This is a genomic window from Streptomyces sp. Qhu_M48 (assembly GCF_051305195.1).
Lineage (GTDB): Bacteria > Actinomycetota > Actinomycetes > Streptomycetales > Streptomycetaceae > Streptomyces.
The window spans coordinates 2,820,026-2,833,444 of sequence record NZ_CP195432.1 but is presented as its reverse complement, the minus strand read 5'-3'; the positions used below and the strand labels follow the sequence as shown (position 1 = coordinate 2,833,444).

Below are 13,419 nucleotides of genomic sequence, written 5' to 3'. Positions count from 1 at the left end.
AGGCGCCGTACTACGATGGTTACCGTACTAGCGTCCTTCGAGGCATCCCGAAACGGAGTCCGTCATGAGCGTCGCCCTGTTCCAGCCCTACACCCTGCGATCCCTGACCGTGCCCAACCGGGTCTGGATGGCACCCATGTGCCAGTACTCGGCGGAGATGACCGGACCGAACGCGGGAGTCGCCACGGACTGGCACTTCGCCCACTACGCCTCCCGGGCCACCGGCGGCACCGGGCTGATCCTCGTCGAGGCCACGGCCGTCTCCCCCGAGGGGCGCATCAGCCCGGCGGACCTCGGCCTCTGGAACGACACCCAGACCGAGGCCCTGCGGCGGATCGCCGACTTCCTCAAGGAACACGGCACCGTGCCCGGCATCCAGATCGGGCACGCGGGCCGCAAGGCCTCGACCAGGCGCCCCTGGGAGGGCCGCGGGCCCGTCCCCGAGGGCGGTCCCGGCTGGCAGCCCGTCGCCCCCAGCCCCGTCGAGTTCGCCGAGGGCTACCCGGTCCCCACCGAGCTGACCGTGGAACGGATCCGGGAGATCACCGGACAGTTCGCGGACGCGGCCCGCCGCGCCCTCGACGCCGGTTTCCAGGTCGTCGAGGTGCACGGCGCCCACGGCTACCTCATCGGCGAGTTCCTCTCCCCGCACAGCAACCACCGCACCGACGCGTACGGCGGCTCCTTCGAGAACCGGACCCGTCTCGCCCTGGAGGTCGTCGACGCGGTCCGGTCCGTATGGCCCGAGGAACTCCCCGTCTTCTTCCGCGTCTCGGCCACCGACTGGCTTGAGGAACAGGGCTGGACGGCCGACGACACCGTGCGGTTCGCCGCGCTCCTGCGCGAGCACGGCGTCGATCTCCTCGACGTCTCCTCCGGAGGCAACGGCGGCCCCGCCCGGATCCCGGTGGGCCCCGGCTACCAGGTGCCCTTCGCGGCCCGCGTCAAGGCGGAGACCGGGCTGCCCGTGGCCGCCGTCGGCCTCATCACCGAGAGCGAGCAGGCGGAGAAGATCGTCGCCAACGGCGAGGCCGACGCGGTCCTGCTCGGCCGCGAGCTGCTGCGCGACGCCTCCTGGGCCCGCCGCGCCGCCCGCGACCTCGGCGCGGAGACGCACGCGGCCCCGTCGCCGTACGCCTGGGCGATCTGACCGCCGGGGCCCGGCGGCCGCCGCCGGGCCCGTCAGGACGGCCGTCCGGGCCGGGTGGTTCCGGGGCGGCTCGGCGGGCGCCCCGCGACGCGGGGCTGTCGCGGGGCGGCGGGGCGGGTGCGGGAGTGTCCGGGGGCCGTTGTCAGTGGGCGGGTGCAGACTGGCCGGTGTCCGCGACAACGGCGTCCTGGAGGTGGCAGACATGCCCGACGTACTCCTCACCGTAGGCACCCGCAAGGGGCTCTTCATCGGCCGCAGGCACGACGGCCGATGGGAGTTCGACGATCCGGCGTTCCCCGCGCAGGCGGTCTACTCGGTGGCCGTCGACACGAGGGGGCCGACCCCGCGCCTGCTCGTGGGCGGGGACAGCGCCCACTGGGGGCCGTCCGTCTTCCACTCCGACGACCTCGGCAGGAGCTGGACCGAACCGGCGCGCCCCGCGGTGAAGTTCCCCGAGGACACCGGCGCCTCCCTGGAGCGCGTCTGGCAGTTGCATCCGGCGCCGGAGCACTCGCCCGGCGTCGTCTTCGCGGGCACGGAGCCGGCCGCGCTCTTCCGGTCGGCGGACGGCGGGGAGTCGTTCGAGCTCGTCCGTCCGCTGTGGGAGCACCCGACACGTTCCCGGTGGGTGCCCGGCGGGGGCGGCGAGGCCGTGCACACCGTGGTGACCGACCGGCGCGACCCGGACGCCCTGACGGTCGCGGTGTCGACGGCCGGGGTGTTCCGCTCACAGGACGGCGGGGCCGCCTGGGCACCGTCCAACCAGGGCGTGTCGGCGGTGTTCCTGCCGGACCCGAACCCCGAGTTCGGGCAGTGCGTCCACAAGATCGCCCAGGACGCGGGCGACCTGGACCGGCTCTACCTCCAGAACCACTGGGGCGTCTTCCGCAGCGACGACGCGGGGGCCAGCTGGACGGACATCGGATCCGGACTCCCCTCCGACTTCGGCTTCGCGGTCGCCGCGCATCCGCACCGCGCCGACACCGCCTACGTCTTCCCGATCACCGCGGACTCCGACCGGGTGCCGGCGGGCCGCCGGTGCCGGGTCTACCGCACGACCGACGCCGGAACCACCTGGGAACCGCTGACCCGGGGACTGCCCGAGGGCGACCACTACGGCACGGTGCTCCGCGACGCGCTGTGCACGGACGACGCGGACCCGGCGGGCGTGTACTTCGGCAACCGCAACGGCGAGTTGTACGCGAGCGCGGACGACGGCGACACCTGGCGGCTCCTCGCCGAACACCTGCCGGACGTGCTGTGCGTCCGGGCGGCGGTGATCTGAGACCGGCCTGGACCCCGCGCCCGCTCCCCGGCACCCCCTCCGTAGGAGACGCGAGTCCCGTACGGAGGGGCCGGGGTCAGGGCAGGCGCCAGTCCACGGGCTGGGCGCCCAGGTTCAGGAGCATCTCGTTCGCGCGGCTGAAGGGCCGGGAGCCGAAGAAGCCCCGGTCCGCGGACATCGGGGACGGGTGCGCCGACTCGATCGCCGGCAGGTCGCCGAGGAGCGGGCGGGCGTTGCGGGCGTCGCGGCCCCAGAGGATCGACACCATCGGCTTGCCGCGGGCGGCCAGCGCGCGGATGGCCTGCTCGGTCACCTCTTCCCAGCCCTTGCCGCGGTGGGCGGCCGGCTTGCGCGGGGCCGTGGTCAGCGCCCTGTTGAGGAGGAGAACGCCCTGTCGGGTCCAGGGGGTCAGGTCGCCGTTCGACGGGCGGGGCAGCCCCAGGTCGGTGTGCAGCTCCCGGAAGATGTTCTCCAGGCTCCCCGGCAGCGAACGGACCTCCGGCGCGACCGCGAAGCTCAGTCCGATCGCCATCCCCGGCGTCGGGTAGGGGTCCTGACCCACGATCAGGACCCGTACGTCGTCGAAGGGCTGCTGGAACGCGCGCAGCACGTTCGGCCCGGACGGCAGGTACGTCCGTCCCGCGGCGATCTCCGCACGCAGGAAGTCGCCCATCTCCGCCACACGCCCGGCCACCGGGCTCAGGGCCTCCGCCCAGCCGGGCCCCACCAGTTCGTTCAAAGGTCGCGCTGTCACGGTCCGTCACTCTACCGGCCTACAGTGACACCCCGGTCCGGCGCCGGTGAACCCTCGGTACGGCGTCGGTGACACCCCGGTCCGGCGTTCCCGCCGGCCCACCCCCTAGACTCCGCCCACTCCCCCGCCCCACCCGCTGCGAGGACGGTGCACCGTGGTTTCCGTGAACGAGCCCTCCACCCCCTCCGGCCCGTCCGGCGGCCTGGTCGTCGGCATCGACTCCGGTGGTTCGGGGCTCCGGGTCGCCCTGGCCGAGGCGGCGAGCGGCGTCGTGCTCGGCACCCGCGCCTCGCGTGAGCCGGTGCGGACCGGACCCGGCGGGATCTCCGCCCGGCACTTCCTCGACCAGGTCCTGCCGACCGTGCGGGCCCTCACGGAACCCCTGGGCGCGCGGCCGGTCGTCGCGGTGGCCGTGGGCGCCGCCGGGATGGCGACCCTCGGGGACGAGCTGCGGGCCGAACTGCCGGCCGCCTTCGCCGAGGCGTGGGGGGTGCGGCGGCTCGCCCTCGCGGCCGACGCGGTCACCGCGTACGCCGGAGCGCTCGGACAGCGGCCGGGCGCCGTCGTCGCGGGCGGCACCGGCATGATCGCGCTCGGCACGGATCTGACCTCCTGGCGGCGGGCCGACGGCTGGGGGCACCTCCTCGGGGACTGCGGCAGCGGCGCCTGGATCGGCCGGGCCGGACTGGAGGCGGCGATGCGCGCGTACGACGGGCGACGCGGCGGTTCGGCGGCGCTCCTGGCCCGCGCCGAGAAGCTGTTCGGACCGGCGGCGGGACTGCCCGCCACGCTCTACCCCCGTACGGACCGGCCCGCGGTGCTCGCCTCCTTCGCCCCGGAGGTGGGCCGGTGCGCCGCCGAGGACCCGGTGGCCGCGGACATCCTGGCCAGGGCCGCCGGGCACATCGCCGAGGCCGCCGCCGCGGCGTGCCCCGCGGGGCCCGGGGCGCTGGTGGCGTTGACGGGGGGCCTGTTCAAGATGGGCGACCCCTTGCTCGTACCGCTGCGTGCCGCGCTCGGGGAGCTGGTCCCGCACGCCCGGACCGTGGCCCCCGGGGGAGATCCGCTGGCCGGGGCGGTCGCCCTCGCGTCCGGACTCGCCACCGGCACGCTGCGGCTGCCGGGGGACGTCTCGCTGCTCCGCCTGTTCTACGACGGGGCGGACGAGGTCGACGGGACTCACGGGGACTGCGGGGCGGACGGGGACTGCGGGGCGGACGGGGCCTCGTAGGCGGAGGCATCCGCCCAGGTGGGAGGCGGTGTGTCGGGGTGGAACGGAGACGTGGACCTCGACCGGAGGGGACATAGGGGGGCAGAAGCCGCGTGACCGTACCTCAACCGACGGCGCGCCGGGCGAAACCAGTAGCATGCGGCGCCATGAGCTCCCCCAATGGGCCTGCTTCCGGCCTGCCTGTACGAATGCCTCGACCCCGTCAGTCCGGGCGGCACCGTCGCCCCGAACCCGCGGCGGCGCCCGAGGGCGCTCCCGCACTGGTTCTCGCTGTGCCCGGCGCGCCCTCCGCCGCCATACGCTCGCTGGCCGAAGAGGTCGTGAGCATCGCCCGTTCCGAGCTGCCCGGTCTTGAGGCCCTGATCGGCTTCCTGGAGGGCGACGACACCGAGTACCCCACGCTGGGGACCGTGCTCGCGCACGCCGCCGCGCTGCGCACCCAGCGGTACGAGCTGGCCGTGGCCGCCGGCCGCGAGGCCAGCGCCCCCACGGGCCCGGCCGCGGTCGTCGTCCCGCTGCTCGCCGGTCCGGACAGCGCGCAGACGCGCCAGGTGCGCCAGGCAGTGATGGACGCGGGCAACACCGCCGAGCTGACCGACGTCCTCGGCCCGCACCCGCTGCTCGCCGAGGCCCTGCACGTGCGTCTCTCCGAGGCGGGTCTGGCCCGCGCCGACCGCGCCCGGCTCTTCACCGTCGCGACGGCCGCCGACGGCATCATCCTGGCCACCGTCGGTGGCGAGGAGGCCGTGCAGGCCGCCGGGATCACCGGCATGCTCCTCGCCGCGCGCCTCGCCGTGCCGGTGATGGCCGCCGCGCTCGACCAGGAGGGCTCGATCGCCTCCATCGCCGAGCAGCTGCGCGCCGCCGGTTCGGAGCAGCTGGCGCTCGCCCCGTACCTGATCGGCCCCGAGCTGGCCGAGGGGCTCCTCGACGAGGCGTCGAAGGAGGCCGGGTGCGCGGCCGCCGAACCGCTGGGCGCCTACCCCGCGATCGGCAAGCTGGTGCTCTCGCAGTACACGACCGCCCTGGGCATCCCGCCGCAGCAGCCGCAGGGCGTGCCCTCGCTCTGAGGACCGCCACCACCGCCCGTATGCCGAAGGGCCCGCCACATCGGTGCGGGCCCTTCGGCGTACCCCGCGTCATCGGGGGCGGCCGGTTCAGCCGAAGACGACGCAGGAGGCGGCGGGGGCCTCGATCGCTCCCCCGCGGGCGGGGATCCCGGTCTCCGGGTCGAGGGTGAACCAGGTGACGTCGCCGGAGCGCTCGTTGGCGGCGTACAGGTGGCGCCCGGACGGGGCGAGGGTCAGATCGCGGGGCCAGGTGCCGCCGCAGGGGACGGTGGCGACCAGGGCGGCCTCGGCGCCGGCGGCGCCGAGGGCGAGCACGGCGAGGGTGTCGTCACCACGGACGGCGGCCCAGAGGAAGCGCCCGTCGGGGGCGACGACGACCTCGGACGGGTAGCTGGGGCCGGTGGTGCCCTCGGGGACGACGGTGGTCTCGCCGAGGGGTTCGAGCACCCCGGTCCCGGCGTCCCAGCGGCAGACCGTGAGGGTGGGCTCCAGCTCGTTCAGGACGTACGCGTACGCGCCCGACGGGTGGAAGGCGAGATGGCGCGGGCCGGTGCCCGGGCGCAGCGCGGTCTCGCCGTGGAGGGTGAGGGTCCCGGTGACGGGGTCCAGGGCGCAGACGCGCAGGGAGTCTGTGCCGAGGTCCACGCTGACGATCCACCGGCCGCTCGGGTCGGGGAGGACCTGGTGGGCGTGCGGGCGGGACTGGCGCGCCGCGACCGGTCCGCTTCCCTCGTGCCGCAGGACGGTCGTGGCGGGGCGGGCGGTGCCGTCCTCGGCGAGGGGCAGCGCGGTGACGCTGCCGGAGGTGTAGTTGGCCGTGAGCAGGTGCCCGGCGGCGACGGCGAGGTGGGTGGGGGCGGCGCCTTCGACGGGGACGGGTGCGCCGAGCGGCAGGGGCGCGGGCCCGGCGATGTCGAAGGCGGCCACGGCGCCCGCCTCGGTCTCGGAGACGGCGTGCAGCACGGGGCCCGCGAGAGCGAGGAAGGACGGGTCGGCGACGGCGTCGCTCCCGCCGGTGACGGTCAGCTCGCCCGTCGTCTCGTCCACGTCGGCGGCGAGCACGCCGCGCCCGCCCGCCGAGGTGAAGGAACCGATGTACGCCCGCACCCCGCTCCGGCCCCGAACCGTCCCTGTGCCGCCCACGGCGCCTCCCCTGTCCCCGGGGCCGGTCGCGGTCGACCGGCCTTCGTCCGGCCGACGGTAGCAGGCGGTCTAGACCAGAACGGGGCGGCGGGTGGCGGGCGGGCCGGGCACCGCGTGCCCGGTCCCCGCGTCAGGCCGCCGGGACAAGCGGGGCGCGCGGCGACGTCCGCAGAGGGGCCGCGAGGTCCACGAGGGCCTGTTCCAGGCCGTGCAGGTGGCCGAGGGCCGCCTCCGCGCCGGGATGATGGTGCGGGACGCCGGCGGGACGCTCGACCGTGGCGCCCACCGGACGGGACGGGGGTACGAGGGCGTGGACGGCGGCCTCCACCCGCCAGGCGGCGGCCGTGAGCCGGGCGTCGTGCGAGGCGTCCGGGTCGGCGGCGACGGCGGCGAGGCCCCGGATCTCGCGGGCGCAGTCGTCCAGGAGCGCGAGCACGCGGCGGGCGCGTGCCTTGCGGGCGCGCAGCGGGCTCAGGGGGTGCACGAGCGGCGCGAGGGAGAGCCGGGCCCGGCCGAGCAGCAGCTCCAGCTCGGCGGCGTGCGGGGCGGGGTCGGCGTCCGGGTCGCCCGCGAGCCGGCGGGCGGCGGCCGTGGTGCAGGTGTGCACACAGGTCACGGCCCGCTCGATCCAGGCGTTGGTGGCCGCGTGTGTGGTCACCGGCAGCAGGGCCACGCCGATCGCCGCGCCGATCGCGCCGACGGCGGTCTCCTGGAAGCGGAGGAGGAGTAGTCCGGGGTGCAGGACGCCGAGCAGTCCGTACAGCAGCCCCGCCATGACGGTCACGAAGAACATCATCCAGCTGTACGAGAGCGGGGCGGTGTAGAAGATGCCGAACACGCAGACGGCGACGAGCAGGGCGGTGGGGGTGGTCGCGCCGCCCAGCGGGACCGCGACGAGCAGCCCGGCGGCGATGCCGGTGACCGTGCCGAGGACCCGGCGGAAGCCCCGGACCAGCGTCTCGCCGCGCGAGGCGGTGTTGACGAAGATCCACCAGGCGGTGCCGACGGCCCAGTACCAGCGGTCGTGCGAGATCAGCTGGCCCGCGGCGAGGGCGAGGGTGCAGGCGACCGTGGCCTGAAACGCCTGGCGGGTGGTGGGGCGGGCCAGGCCGGTGCCGGGCATCGGGGCGGGTGCGGCGGGCGGCGGGACGCGCCGCTCGACGCACCAGGCCCCGAAGCGGACCGCTCCGGCGGCGGCCAGCGCGAGCGTGACGGCCGCGTACAGCTCGGGCAGCTGCGCGGGGAGCGCGTGCAGGAACTGGGTGACGAAGAACTGCATGAAGGCGAAGATGCCGAGCGCGTGCCCGCGCGGCCCCCACCGGCGGGCGTAGACGCCGGCGAAGACGACGAGCATCCAGGCGGTGTCGCGGAGGAGCGGTGCGTCGTGGAGGAGGGTGGCGAGCGCGAGTACGGGGAATCCGGCGGCCGGCAGCAGGGCGGTGGTGACGGCCTGGCGGCGCACGGTGGGGTCGCCGACGGTGAAGAGCGCGAGGAGGGCGGCGAGACCGGCCGTGATGGAGGCGGTCAGGGAGAGGCCGAACAGCTCGGCCAGGGCGACCGCGAGGGTGATGCCGAGGACGGCACGGAGCGAGATCCTGAGCCGGACGAGCCCCGGGTCCGGGGCCATGAAGTACTTCCGCACGGCGGCCAATCCCGCCCCCCTGTTCCTGTTCCGCGCCGCGCGCGAGGCTCCCCGGGGGTGGTGGGGGCTCGGACACGACGAAGGCACCGCGGGCCGGTCCGGCCTCGTCGCCGGACGGCGCTGCGCGGCGCCGAAGGTGTGTGATGGCTCCAAGGATAGGGGCAAGGGGGTACGGCGGCTCAACCGATGGACGGAGAGCTGGGCCAATGGTCCACCGCCCCGGGCCATCAGGTGACCGGGAGGAGCCAATGGCTCAGGAGCGGTTTCGCCCGGCCCGTGCGTCAGCCGTCCTCGGCCCGTGCGTCAGCCGTCCTTGAAGGGGCTCGCGTCGAGGTGGGCGAGGAGGTCGGCCGGGTCGTCGTACACGGCGGCGGCGCCCGCCTCGATCAGGTCCGCCCGCGGAAGGCCGCCGCAGAGGAGGCCGACCGCGACCACGTGCGCGCGGCGCGCGGCCTTCATGTCCCACACGCTGTCGCCGACGAACACGGCCCGGTCCGGGGCCACCCCCACCAGGGAGAGCGCGTGCTCGATGGGGTCGGGGGCGGGCTTGCCCTCCTCGACGTCGTCGGCCGTCGCCGTGGCCGTGATCGCGTCGTCCGCGTCGACGGCCCGGCGCAGCGCCGTCAGCTCGCGGTCCTTGGCCGAGGTCACCAGGACGACCCGATGGCCACTCTCCGCGAGCGTCCGCAGCAGGTCGGCGGCGCCGTCGAAGGCGTGCAGCCGCTCGAACCAGGTGCCGTAGAGGGCGTCGTGGGCGGCGCTGAGGCGGTCGTCCCGCGACCGGTCCCGGCCGGGTCCGAGCAGGTGCTCGAGGAGGCTCCCGCCCGGCAGGCCGATCGCGCGGTGGACGGCGTGCGACGGGACGTGGTGTCCGTCCTGCCGCAGGGCCTCCCACCAGGCGACGACGTGGAGCGGGTTGGAGTCGACGAGGGTTCCGTCGACGTCGAAGAGCGCGGCGCGGTCCATGGTCGGGGCTCCCTTCGGAGACGGAACCTACGATGCCTCTCCGGCACGTACCCCGCCGGGCGGGGCGCATGCCCGGCCTGCCTGCCGGGACTGCCCACCTGCTCCCGGCCCGCTTGCCCGGCCCGCCTACCTGCCTGCCTGCCCGCCTGCTCCCGGCCTCCCGCCTGCCGCCTCCCCGCCTCCCCGCCTCCCGCCCGGCCCTGCCCTGCCCTGCCCTGCCCCGCAGTGCACCAGAGTGGAGCGATCCGAATGGAAGGAGGCCTGCGGAGCATGGCGGTGGACGAGCTGGACACCCGGATCCTGCGGCTGCTCATCGAGCAGCCCCGGACGAGCGTGCGCGAGTACGCGCGGATCCTGGGGGTGGCGCGGGGCACCGTGCAGGCCAGGATCGACCGTCTGGAGCGCGACGGGGTGATCACCGCGACCGGCCCGGTCCTCTCCCCCGCCGCCCTGGGGCACCCGGTGCTCGCCTTCGTGCACGTCGAGGTGACCCAGGGGCATCTGGACGAGGTCGGCGACGCGCTCGCGGCCGTGCCGGAGATCGTCGAGGCCTTCTCCATCACCGGCGGGGGCGATCTGCTGACCCGTGTGGTGGCCCGGGACGCCGGGCACCTGGAGGACGTCATCCAGCGGCTCATCCAACTGCCCGGCGTCGTCCGCACCCGGACCGAGATCGCGCTGCGCGAGCGGGTGGCGCACCGGCTGCTGCCGCTGGTCGAGGCGGTCGGGCGGCGTCCGGGCTCCGGCTGAGCCGGGGGTCCGTCCGATTGTCGATCACCGCCCGTACGACCTAACGTGTCGCCCATGCAGTCCTACACCATCGGCCAGGCGGCACGTCTGCTCGGCGTGAGCCCCGACACCGCGCGCCGCTGGGCGGACGCCGGCCGGGTCACGACCCATCGCGACGACAACGGGCGCCGTCTCATCGACGGCCGCGACCTGGCCGCCTTCTCCGTCGAGGTCGCGCAGAGCGGCCCGGGCGACGAGGACGTGCCGTACACCTCGGCGCGCAACGCGTTCGCCGGCATCGTCACGGCGGTGAAGCTCGGTGACGTCGCCGCGCAGGTGGAGATCCAGGCGGGCCCGCACCGGCTCGTCTCGCTCCTCACCCGCGAGGCCGTGGAGGAGCTGGGCCTGGAGGTCGGTATGCGGGCCACCGCGCGCGTGAAGTCGACCAGCGTGCACATCGACCGCGCCTGACACGTGACCGCACGGTCGTGTGGTCATGGGGGCGTGGCCGCGCGCCGCCTCGGCCGAGCGGCGAGACGGTCACGCGGCGGCGCGGTCCACGAGGCGGCGCGGTTCACGCGAAAGCGGGAAGGCGCGGGCGTACGGGCCTGTGGCAGGGTTCGAAGCCCTCTGCCCTCCCATTGATCCGGAGCGTCCGATGGCGGTACCCGCACGGCTCGTCCCCCTCCTCGACCAGTTCGACTTCGGCCGGCAGCGGCTGACCGACCGTATGGCGGGGCCGGTCGTGGACAGCGGGAACGGCACGGACGTCCAGGTCGGTCCGATGACCGACGCGGAGTACCTCTGGGAACCGGGACCGGGCTGCTGGTCCGTCCGGCGCCGCGCCGACGGCCCCGGGCCCCGCGCCACCGTGCTGACCGGTGTCGGTGACTGGGGCCGGGACGCGACTCCGCCACCGCATCCGTCTCCCCCGCCGTTCACGACGATCGCCTGGCGGCTGAGCCACCTCAGCGAGCTGCTCGCCCTGCGCACCGACCACACGAACGGCGGCCACACCCTGACCCGTGACGACCACGCGAGCAGCGGGGACGCGAAGACCGCCGTCGCCGCCTTCGACGCGGCGGCCGGCGCGTGGCGCGACGCCCTGCTCTCCACCGACGACGCGGCGCTCGACACCGTCGGACACAGCACCTACCCGCACGGCAGCGATCCGGAGGACCCCTTCCTCGACGTCGTCTGGTGGGTGAACCAGGAGCTGCTGCACCACGGGGCGGAGATCGCCCTCCTCCGCGACCTGTACCGGCTCCGGCACCCGGGCGCACCGGCCTGACCCGTGGTGCTCAGCGGGTCGTACGGGCGAGCAGCATCGCCACGTCGTCCTGGGCGGGTGCCGCGAGGAGCTGTTCCAGGATCTCGTCGCACAGCGTGTCCAGGGGACGGTCCAGGTGCCGCAGCGCCCGGCCCAGCTGCCGCATCCCCTCGTCGAGGTCGCGGTCGCGCGCCTCGATGAGACCGTCGGTGTAGAGCACGAGCAGGCCGCCCACCGGCAGCGCGACCTCCTCCGTACCGAAGTCGTGGGCGCCCGTTCCCAGCGGGGTTCCCGGCGGTCCGTCGAGGAAGGTGATCGTCCCGTCCGGGGTGGCCACGGCCGGCGGGGGATGGCCGGCGCGGGCGATGACCCAGCCGCCGGTGGCCGGGTCGTGGACGGCGTACACACAGGTCGCCATCGTGTCCTCGCCGAGGTCGGCCACGACGGCGTCGAGGGAGCTGAGCATCGACGCCGGGGGGATGTCGTGCCGGGCCAGGGTCCGTACGGCCGTCCGCAGCTGCCCCATGACGGCCGCCGCGTGGATGCCGTGTCCCATCACGTCGCCGATGACGAGTCCCGTCCTGCCGCCGGGCAGGGCGATCGCGTCGTACCAGTCGCCGCCGACATCGTGGGCGCTCGCGGGCAGATAGCGGCCGGTCAGTTCGAGCCCGGTGACGACGGGGAGGGCGCTGTTGGTGAGGCTCCGCTGCAGGGTGAGGGCGGCCTCGCGCTGGGTGGTGTAGAGGCGGGCGTTGTCGATGTTGAGGGCGGCGCGGGCCACGACCTCGTCGATGAGGACGGAGTCCTGCGCGTCGAAGGGCTCGCGGGTCCGCAGCCGGGTCACCGTGACCGCGCCGAGCACCTTGCCCCGGGCCACCAGGGGAACGAGCCGCGCCGACCCCATCCGCGAGGCGAAGTAGGTGCGGAGCGCCTCGGTGCGCGGGTCCGTGAAGAGCGCCGGGATGTCGGACGTGAAGAGGTTCGTGGGCCGCCCGCGGGCGACGACCTGCTCGTACACGGAGTCCAGCGGGATCTGGAAGGTCTGCCCGGGGACGAGCGACGACGTGGGGGCCGTCGGGTCGGGGAACCGGGCCGCGAGGCGACGCAGCACGCCCCGCGTGGAGGCGGCGGGGTCGTCGGGTTCGAGGACGGCCTCCAGCATCTGTACGTCGGCGGAGTCGGCGAGCTGGGGGACGAGGAAACGCACTGCCTCCTCGGCCGTCTGCTTCAGGTCCAGGGTCGTGCCGATCCGGGCGCCCGCCTCCGCGAGCAGCGCGAAACGGTGACGGGCCCGCTCGACCTCGCTGTGGGCCTCCTGGCTCTCGGTGATGTCGACGAGGGAGGCGATGAGCCCGAGGGACCGGCGGTCGGTGCGGTCGATGAGCGGGGCGTACGAGCAGGACCAGATGTGGTCGCGGTCGGGGTCCGCGGGGGTGCGGCCGACCCGGCGGGCGTCGACGACGGCGTTCCCGCTCTCCAGGACCTGGCGCATGAGGGACTCCAGCGAGGCGGCGTTCACGCCGGGCACGACCTCGGTGAGCCTGCGGCCCACGTGCTCGGCCGCCGACACCCCGTTCATCCGGGCCAGCGCGTCGTTGATGCGGAGGAAGCGCAGGTCGGGGCCGAGCAGGGCGAGGCCGATCGGCGACTGGGTGAAGAGGCTCTCCATCGCCGCGAGGTTCTCCCGCATGCGCAGGACCTCGGAGGTCTCGACCGCGATGAGCATCGCTCCCGGCCGCCCCGCCGGGTCGGCGGCCGGCACGATCCACATCTCCATCGCGATCGTGTGGCCGTCCCGGTGGCGTACCGGGAGCGTGCCGACCATCGTCTCGCCCGCCTGCACGCGTCGGGTCAGCCGTTCGGCCAGTTCACGGTTGGCGTCGGGGACGAGCAGCGGGGTGGCGAGCAGTCCGAGCACGTGCTCGGGGCGGTGGCCGAGCAGATCCTGCGCGGCGAGCGACCACTCGACGATGCGGCCCTCGGCGTCCTCCCGCCACAGGGCGATCGGCAGCAGCTCGCGGAGCACACCGGCGTCACCGACGGCCGCCCGGGGCGGCTGCGGAACCCTGCTCGACGACTGGTGAGTCTCCAACGCATCGACCTACGCATCGGCCCGGCCCCGGGGGGCATTCCCTGTCGAATCACCCTAACCGAGTACGTGACGGCGGGCGCTGCGCAG

Annotated in this window: 12 protein-coding genes; 7 read left to right on the top strand and 5 right to left on the bottom strand. The window is 75.1% G+C overall.

Going from position 1 to position 13,419, the window contains the following annotated elements:
- Positions 1-64: 64 nt before the first annotated feature.
- Both ACRRSS_RS13130 and ACRRSS_RS13125 read left to right on the top strand, forming a co-directional pair.
- On the top strand, positions 65-1,150 hold the full coding sequence (locus tag ACRRSS_RS13130; RefSeq protein ID WP_435971379.1) for an NADH:flavin oxidoreductase/NADH oxidase: 1,086 nt from the start codon (positions 65-67) through the stop codon (positions 1,148-1,150).
- Positions 1,151-1,352: 202 nt separating this feature from the next.
- Positions 1,353-2,435 carry a WD40/YVTN/BNR-like repeat-containing protein gene (locus tag ACRRSS_RS13125; protein ID WP_435971378.1) on the top strand — a complete coding sequence of 361 codons (1,083 nt, stop codon included), beginning with the start codon at positions 1,353-1,355 and terminating at the stop codon, positions 2,433-2,435.
- Between the two features lie 76 nt (positions 2,436-2,511).
- On the opposite strand, the gene ACRRSS_RS13120 is transcribed toward ACRRSS_RS13125, so the two are convergent.
- Positions 2,512-3,189, bottom strand: coding sequence for a uracil-DNA glycosylase (locus ACRRSS_RS13120; protein ID WP_435971377.1), 678 nt, complete (start codon positions 3,187-3,189; stop codon positions 2,512-2,514).
- Positions 3,190-3,352: 163 nt separating this feature from the next.
- Here ACRRSS_RS13120 and ACRRSS_RS13115 point away from each other — a divergent pair, with 163 nt between their 5' ends.
- Positions 3,353-4,420 (top strand): N-acetylglucosamine kinase, encoded by a 1,068-nt coding sequence (locus ACRRSS_RS13115; protein WP_435971376.1) that lies wholly within the window; start codon positions 3,353-3,355, stop codon positions 4,418-4,420.
- Between the two features lie 146 nt (positions 4,421-4,566).
- Positions 4,567-5,490 (top strand): sirohydrochlorin chelatase, encoded by a 924-nt coding sequence (locus tag ACRRSS_RS13110; protein WP_435971375.1) that lies wholly within the window; start codon positions 4,567-4,569, stop codon positions 5,488-5,490.
- A gap of 87 nt (positions 5,491-5,577) precedes the next feature.
- Here the strand turns inward: ACRRSS_RS13110 and ACRRSS_RS13105 are convergent, their stop codons facing one another.
- The 3 genes from ACRRSS_RS13105 to ACRRSS_RS13095 all read right to left on the bottom strand — a co-directional run bounded on the left by ACRRSS_RS13105 (position 5,578) and on the right by ACRRSS_RS13095 (position 9,241).
- A complete protein-coding gene (locus ACRRSS_RS13105; protein WP_435971374.1) occupies positions 5,578-6,633 on the bottom strand; it encodes a lactonase family protein in 1,056 nt (351 codons plus the stop codon).
- Positions 6,634-6,763: 130 nt separating this feature from the next.
- A complete protein-coding gene (locus ACRRSS_RS13100) occupies positions 6,764-8,260 on the bottom strand; it encodes an FUSC family protein (protein WP_435975316.1) in 1,497 nt (498 codons plus the stop codon).
- A gap of 318 nt (positions 8,261-8,578) precedes the next feature.
- Positions 8,579-9,241, bottom strand: a complete 663-nt coding sequence (locus tag ACRRSS_RS13095; protein ID WP_435971373.1) for an HAD family hydrolase — start codon at positions 9,239-9,241, stop codon at positions 8,579-8,581.
- A 270-nt stretch (positions 9,242-9,511) separates the two neighbouring features.
- Between ACRRSS_RS13095 and ACRRSS_RS13090 the strand changes: the two genes are divergently transcribed.
- The 3 genes from ACRRSS_RS13090 (at position 9,512) to ACRRSS_RS13080 (ending at position 11,261) form a co-directional block, all read left to right on the top strand.
- Positions 9,512-9,991: an Lrp/AsnC family transcriptional regulator gene (locus ACRRSS_RS13090; protein ID WP_351897750.1), complete on the top strand. Its 480-nt coding sequence runs from the start codon at positions 9,512-9,514 to the stop codon at positions 9,989-9,991.
- Between the two features lie 54 nt (positions 9,992-10,045).
- Positions 10,046-10,441, top strand: a complete 396-nt coding sequence (locus tag ACRRSS_RS13085) for a TOBE domain-containing protein (RefSeq protein ID WP_435971372.1) — start codon at positions 10,046-10,048, stop codon at positions 10,439-10,441.
- Positions 10,442-10,628: 187 nt separating this feature from the next.
- Positions 10,629-11,261, top strand: coding sequence for a DinB family protein (locus ACRRSS_RS13080; RefSeq protein ID WP_435971371.1), 633 nt, complete (start codon positions 10,629-10,631; stop codon positions 11,259-11,261).
- Between the two features lie 10 nt (positions 11,262-11,271).
- Here ACRRSS_RS13080 and ACRRSS_RS13075 read toward each other — a convergent pair whose 3' ends face one another.
- Complete coding sequence (locus ACRRSS_RS13075; RefSeq protein WP_435971370.1) at positions 11,272-13,332, bottom strand: SpoIIE family protein phosphatase; 2,061 nt, start codon at positions 13,330-13,332, stop codon at positions 11,272-11,274.
- Positions 13,333-13,419 lie beyond the last annotated feature (87 nt).

Excerpts from the sequence above, each read along its gene's own strand:
- ACRRSS_RS13100 (WP_435975316.1), bottom strand. The coding sequence starts at position 8,260 with ATGGCCCCGGACCCGGGGCTCGTCCGGCTCAGGATCTCGCTCCGTGCC.
- ACRRSS_RS13080 (WP_435971371.1), top strand. The coding sequence starts at position 10,629 with ATGGCGGTACCCGCACGGCTCGTCCCCCTCCTCGACCAGTTCGACTTC.
- ACRRSS_RS13090 (WP_351897750.1), top strand. The coding sequence starts at position 9,512 with ATGGCGGTGGACGAGCTGGACACCCGGATCCTGCGGCTGCTCATCGAG.
- ACRRSS_RS13085 (WP_435971372.1), top strand. The coding sequence starts at position 10,046 with ATGCAGTCCTACACCATCGGCCAGGCGGCACGTCTGCTCGGCGTGAGC.
- ACRRSS_RS13125 (WP_435971378.1), top strand. The coding sequence starts at position 1,353 with ATGCCCGACGTACTCCTCACCGTAGGCACCCGCAAGGGGCTCTTCATC.
- ACRRSS_RS13110 (WP_435971375.1), top strand. The coding sequence starts at position 4,567 with ATGAGCTCCCCCAATGGGCCTGCTTCCGGCCTGCCTGTACGAATGCCT.
- ACRRSS_RS13095 (WP_435971373.1), bottom strand. The coding sequence starts at position 9,241 with ATGGACCGCGCCGCGCTCTTCGACGTCGACGGAACCCTCGTCGACTCC.
- ACRRSS_RS13130 (WP_435971379.1), top strand. The coding sequence starts at position 65 with ATGAGCGTCGCCCTGTTCCAGCCCTACACCCTGCGATCCCTGACCGTG.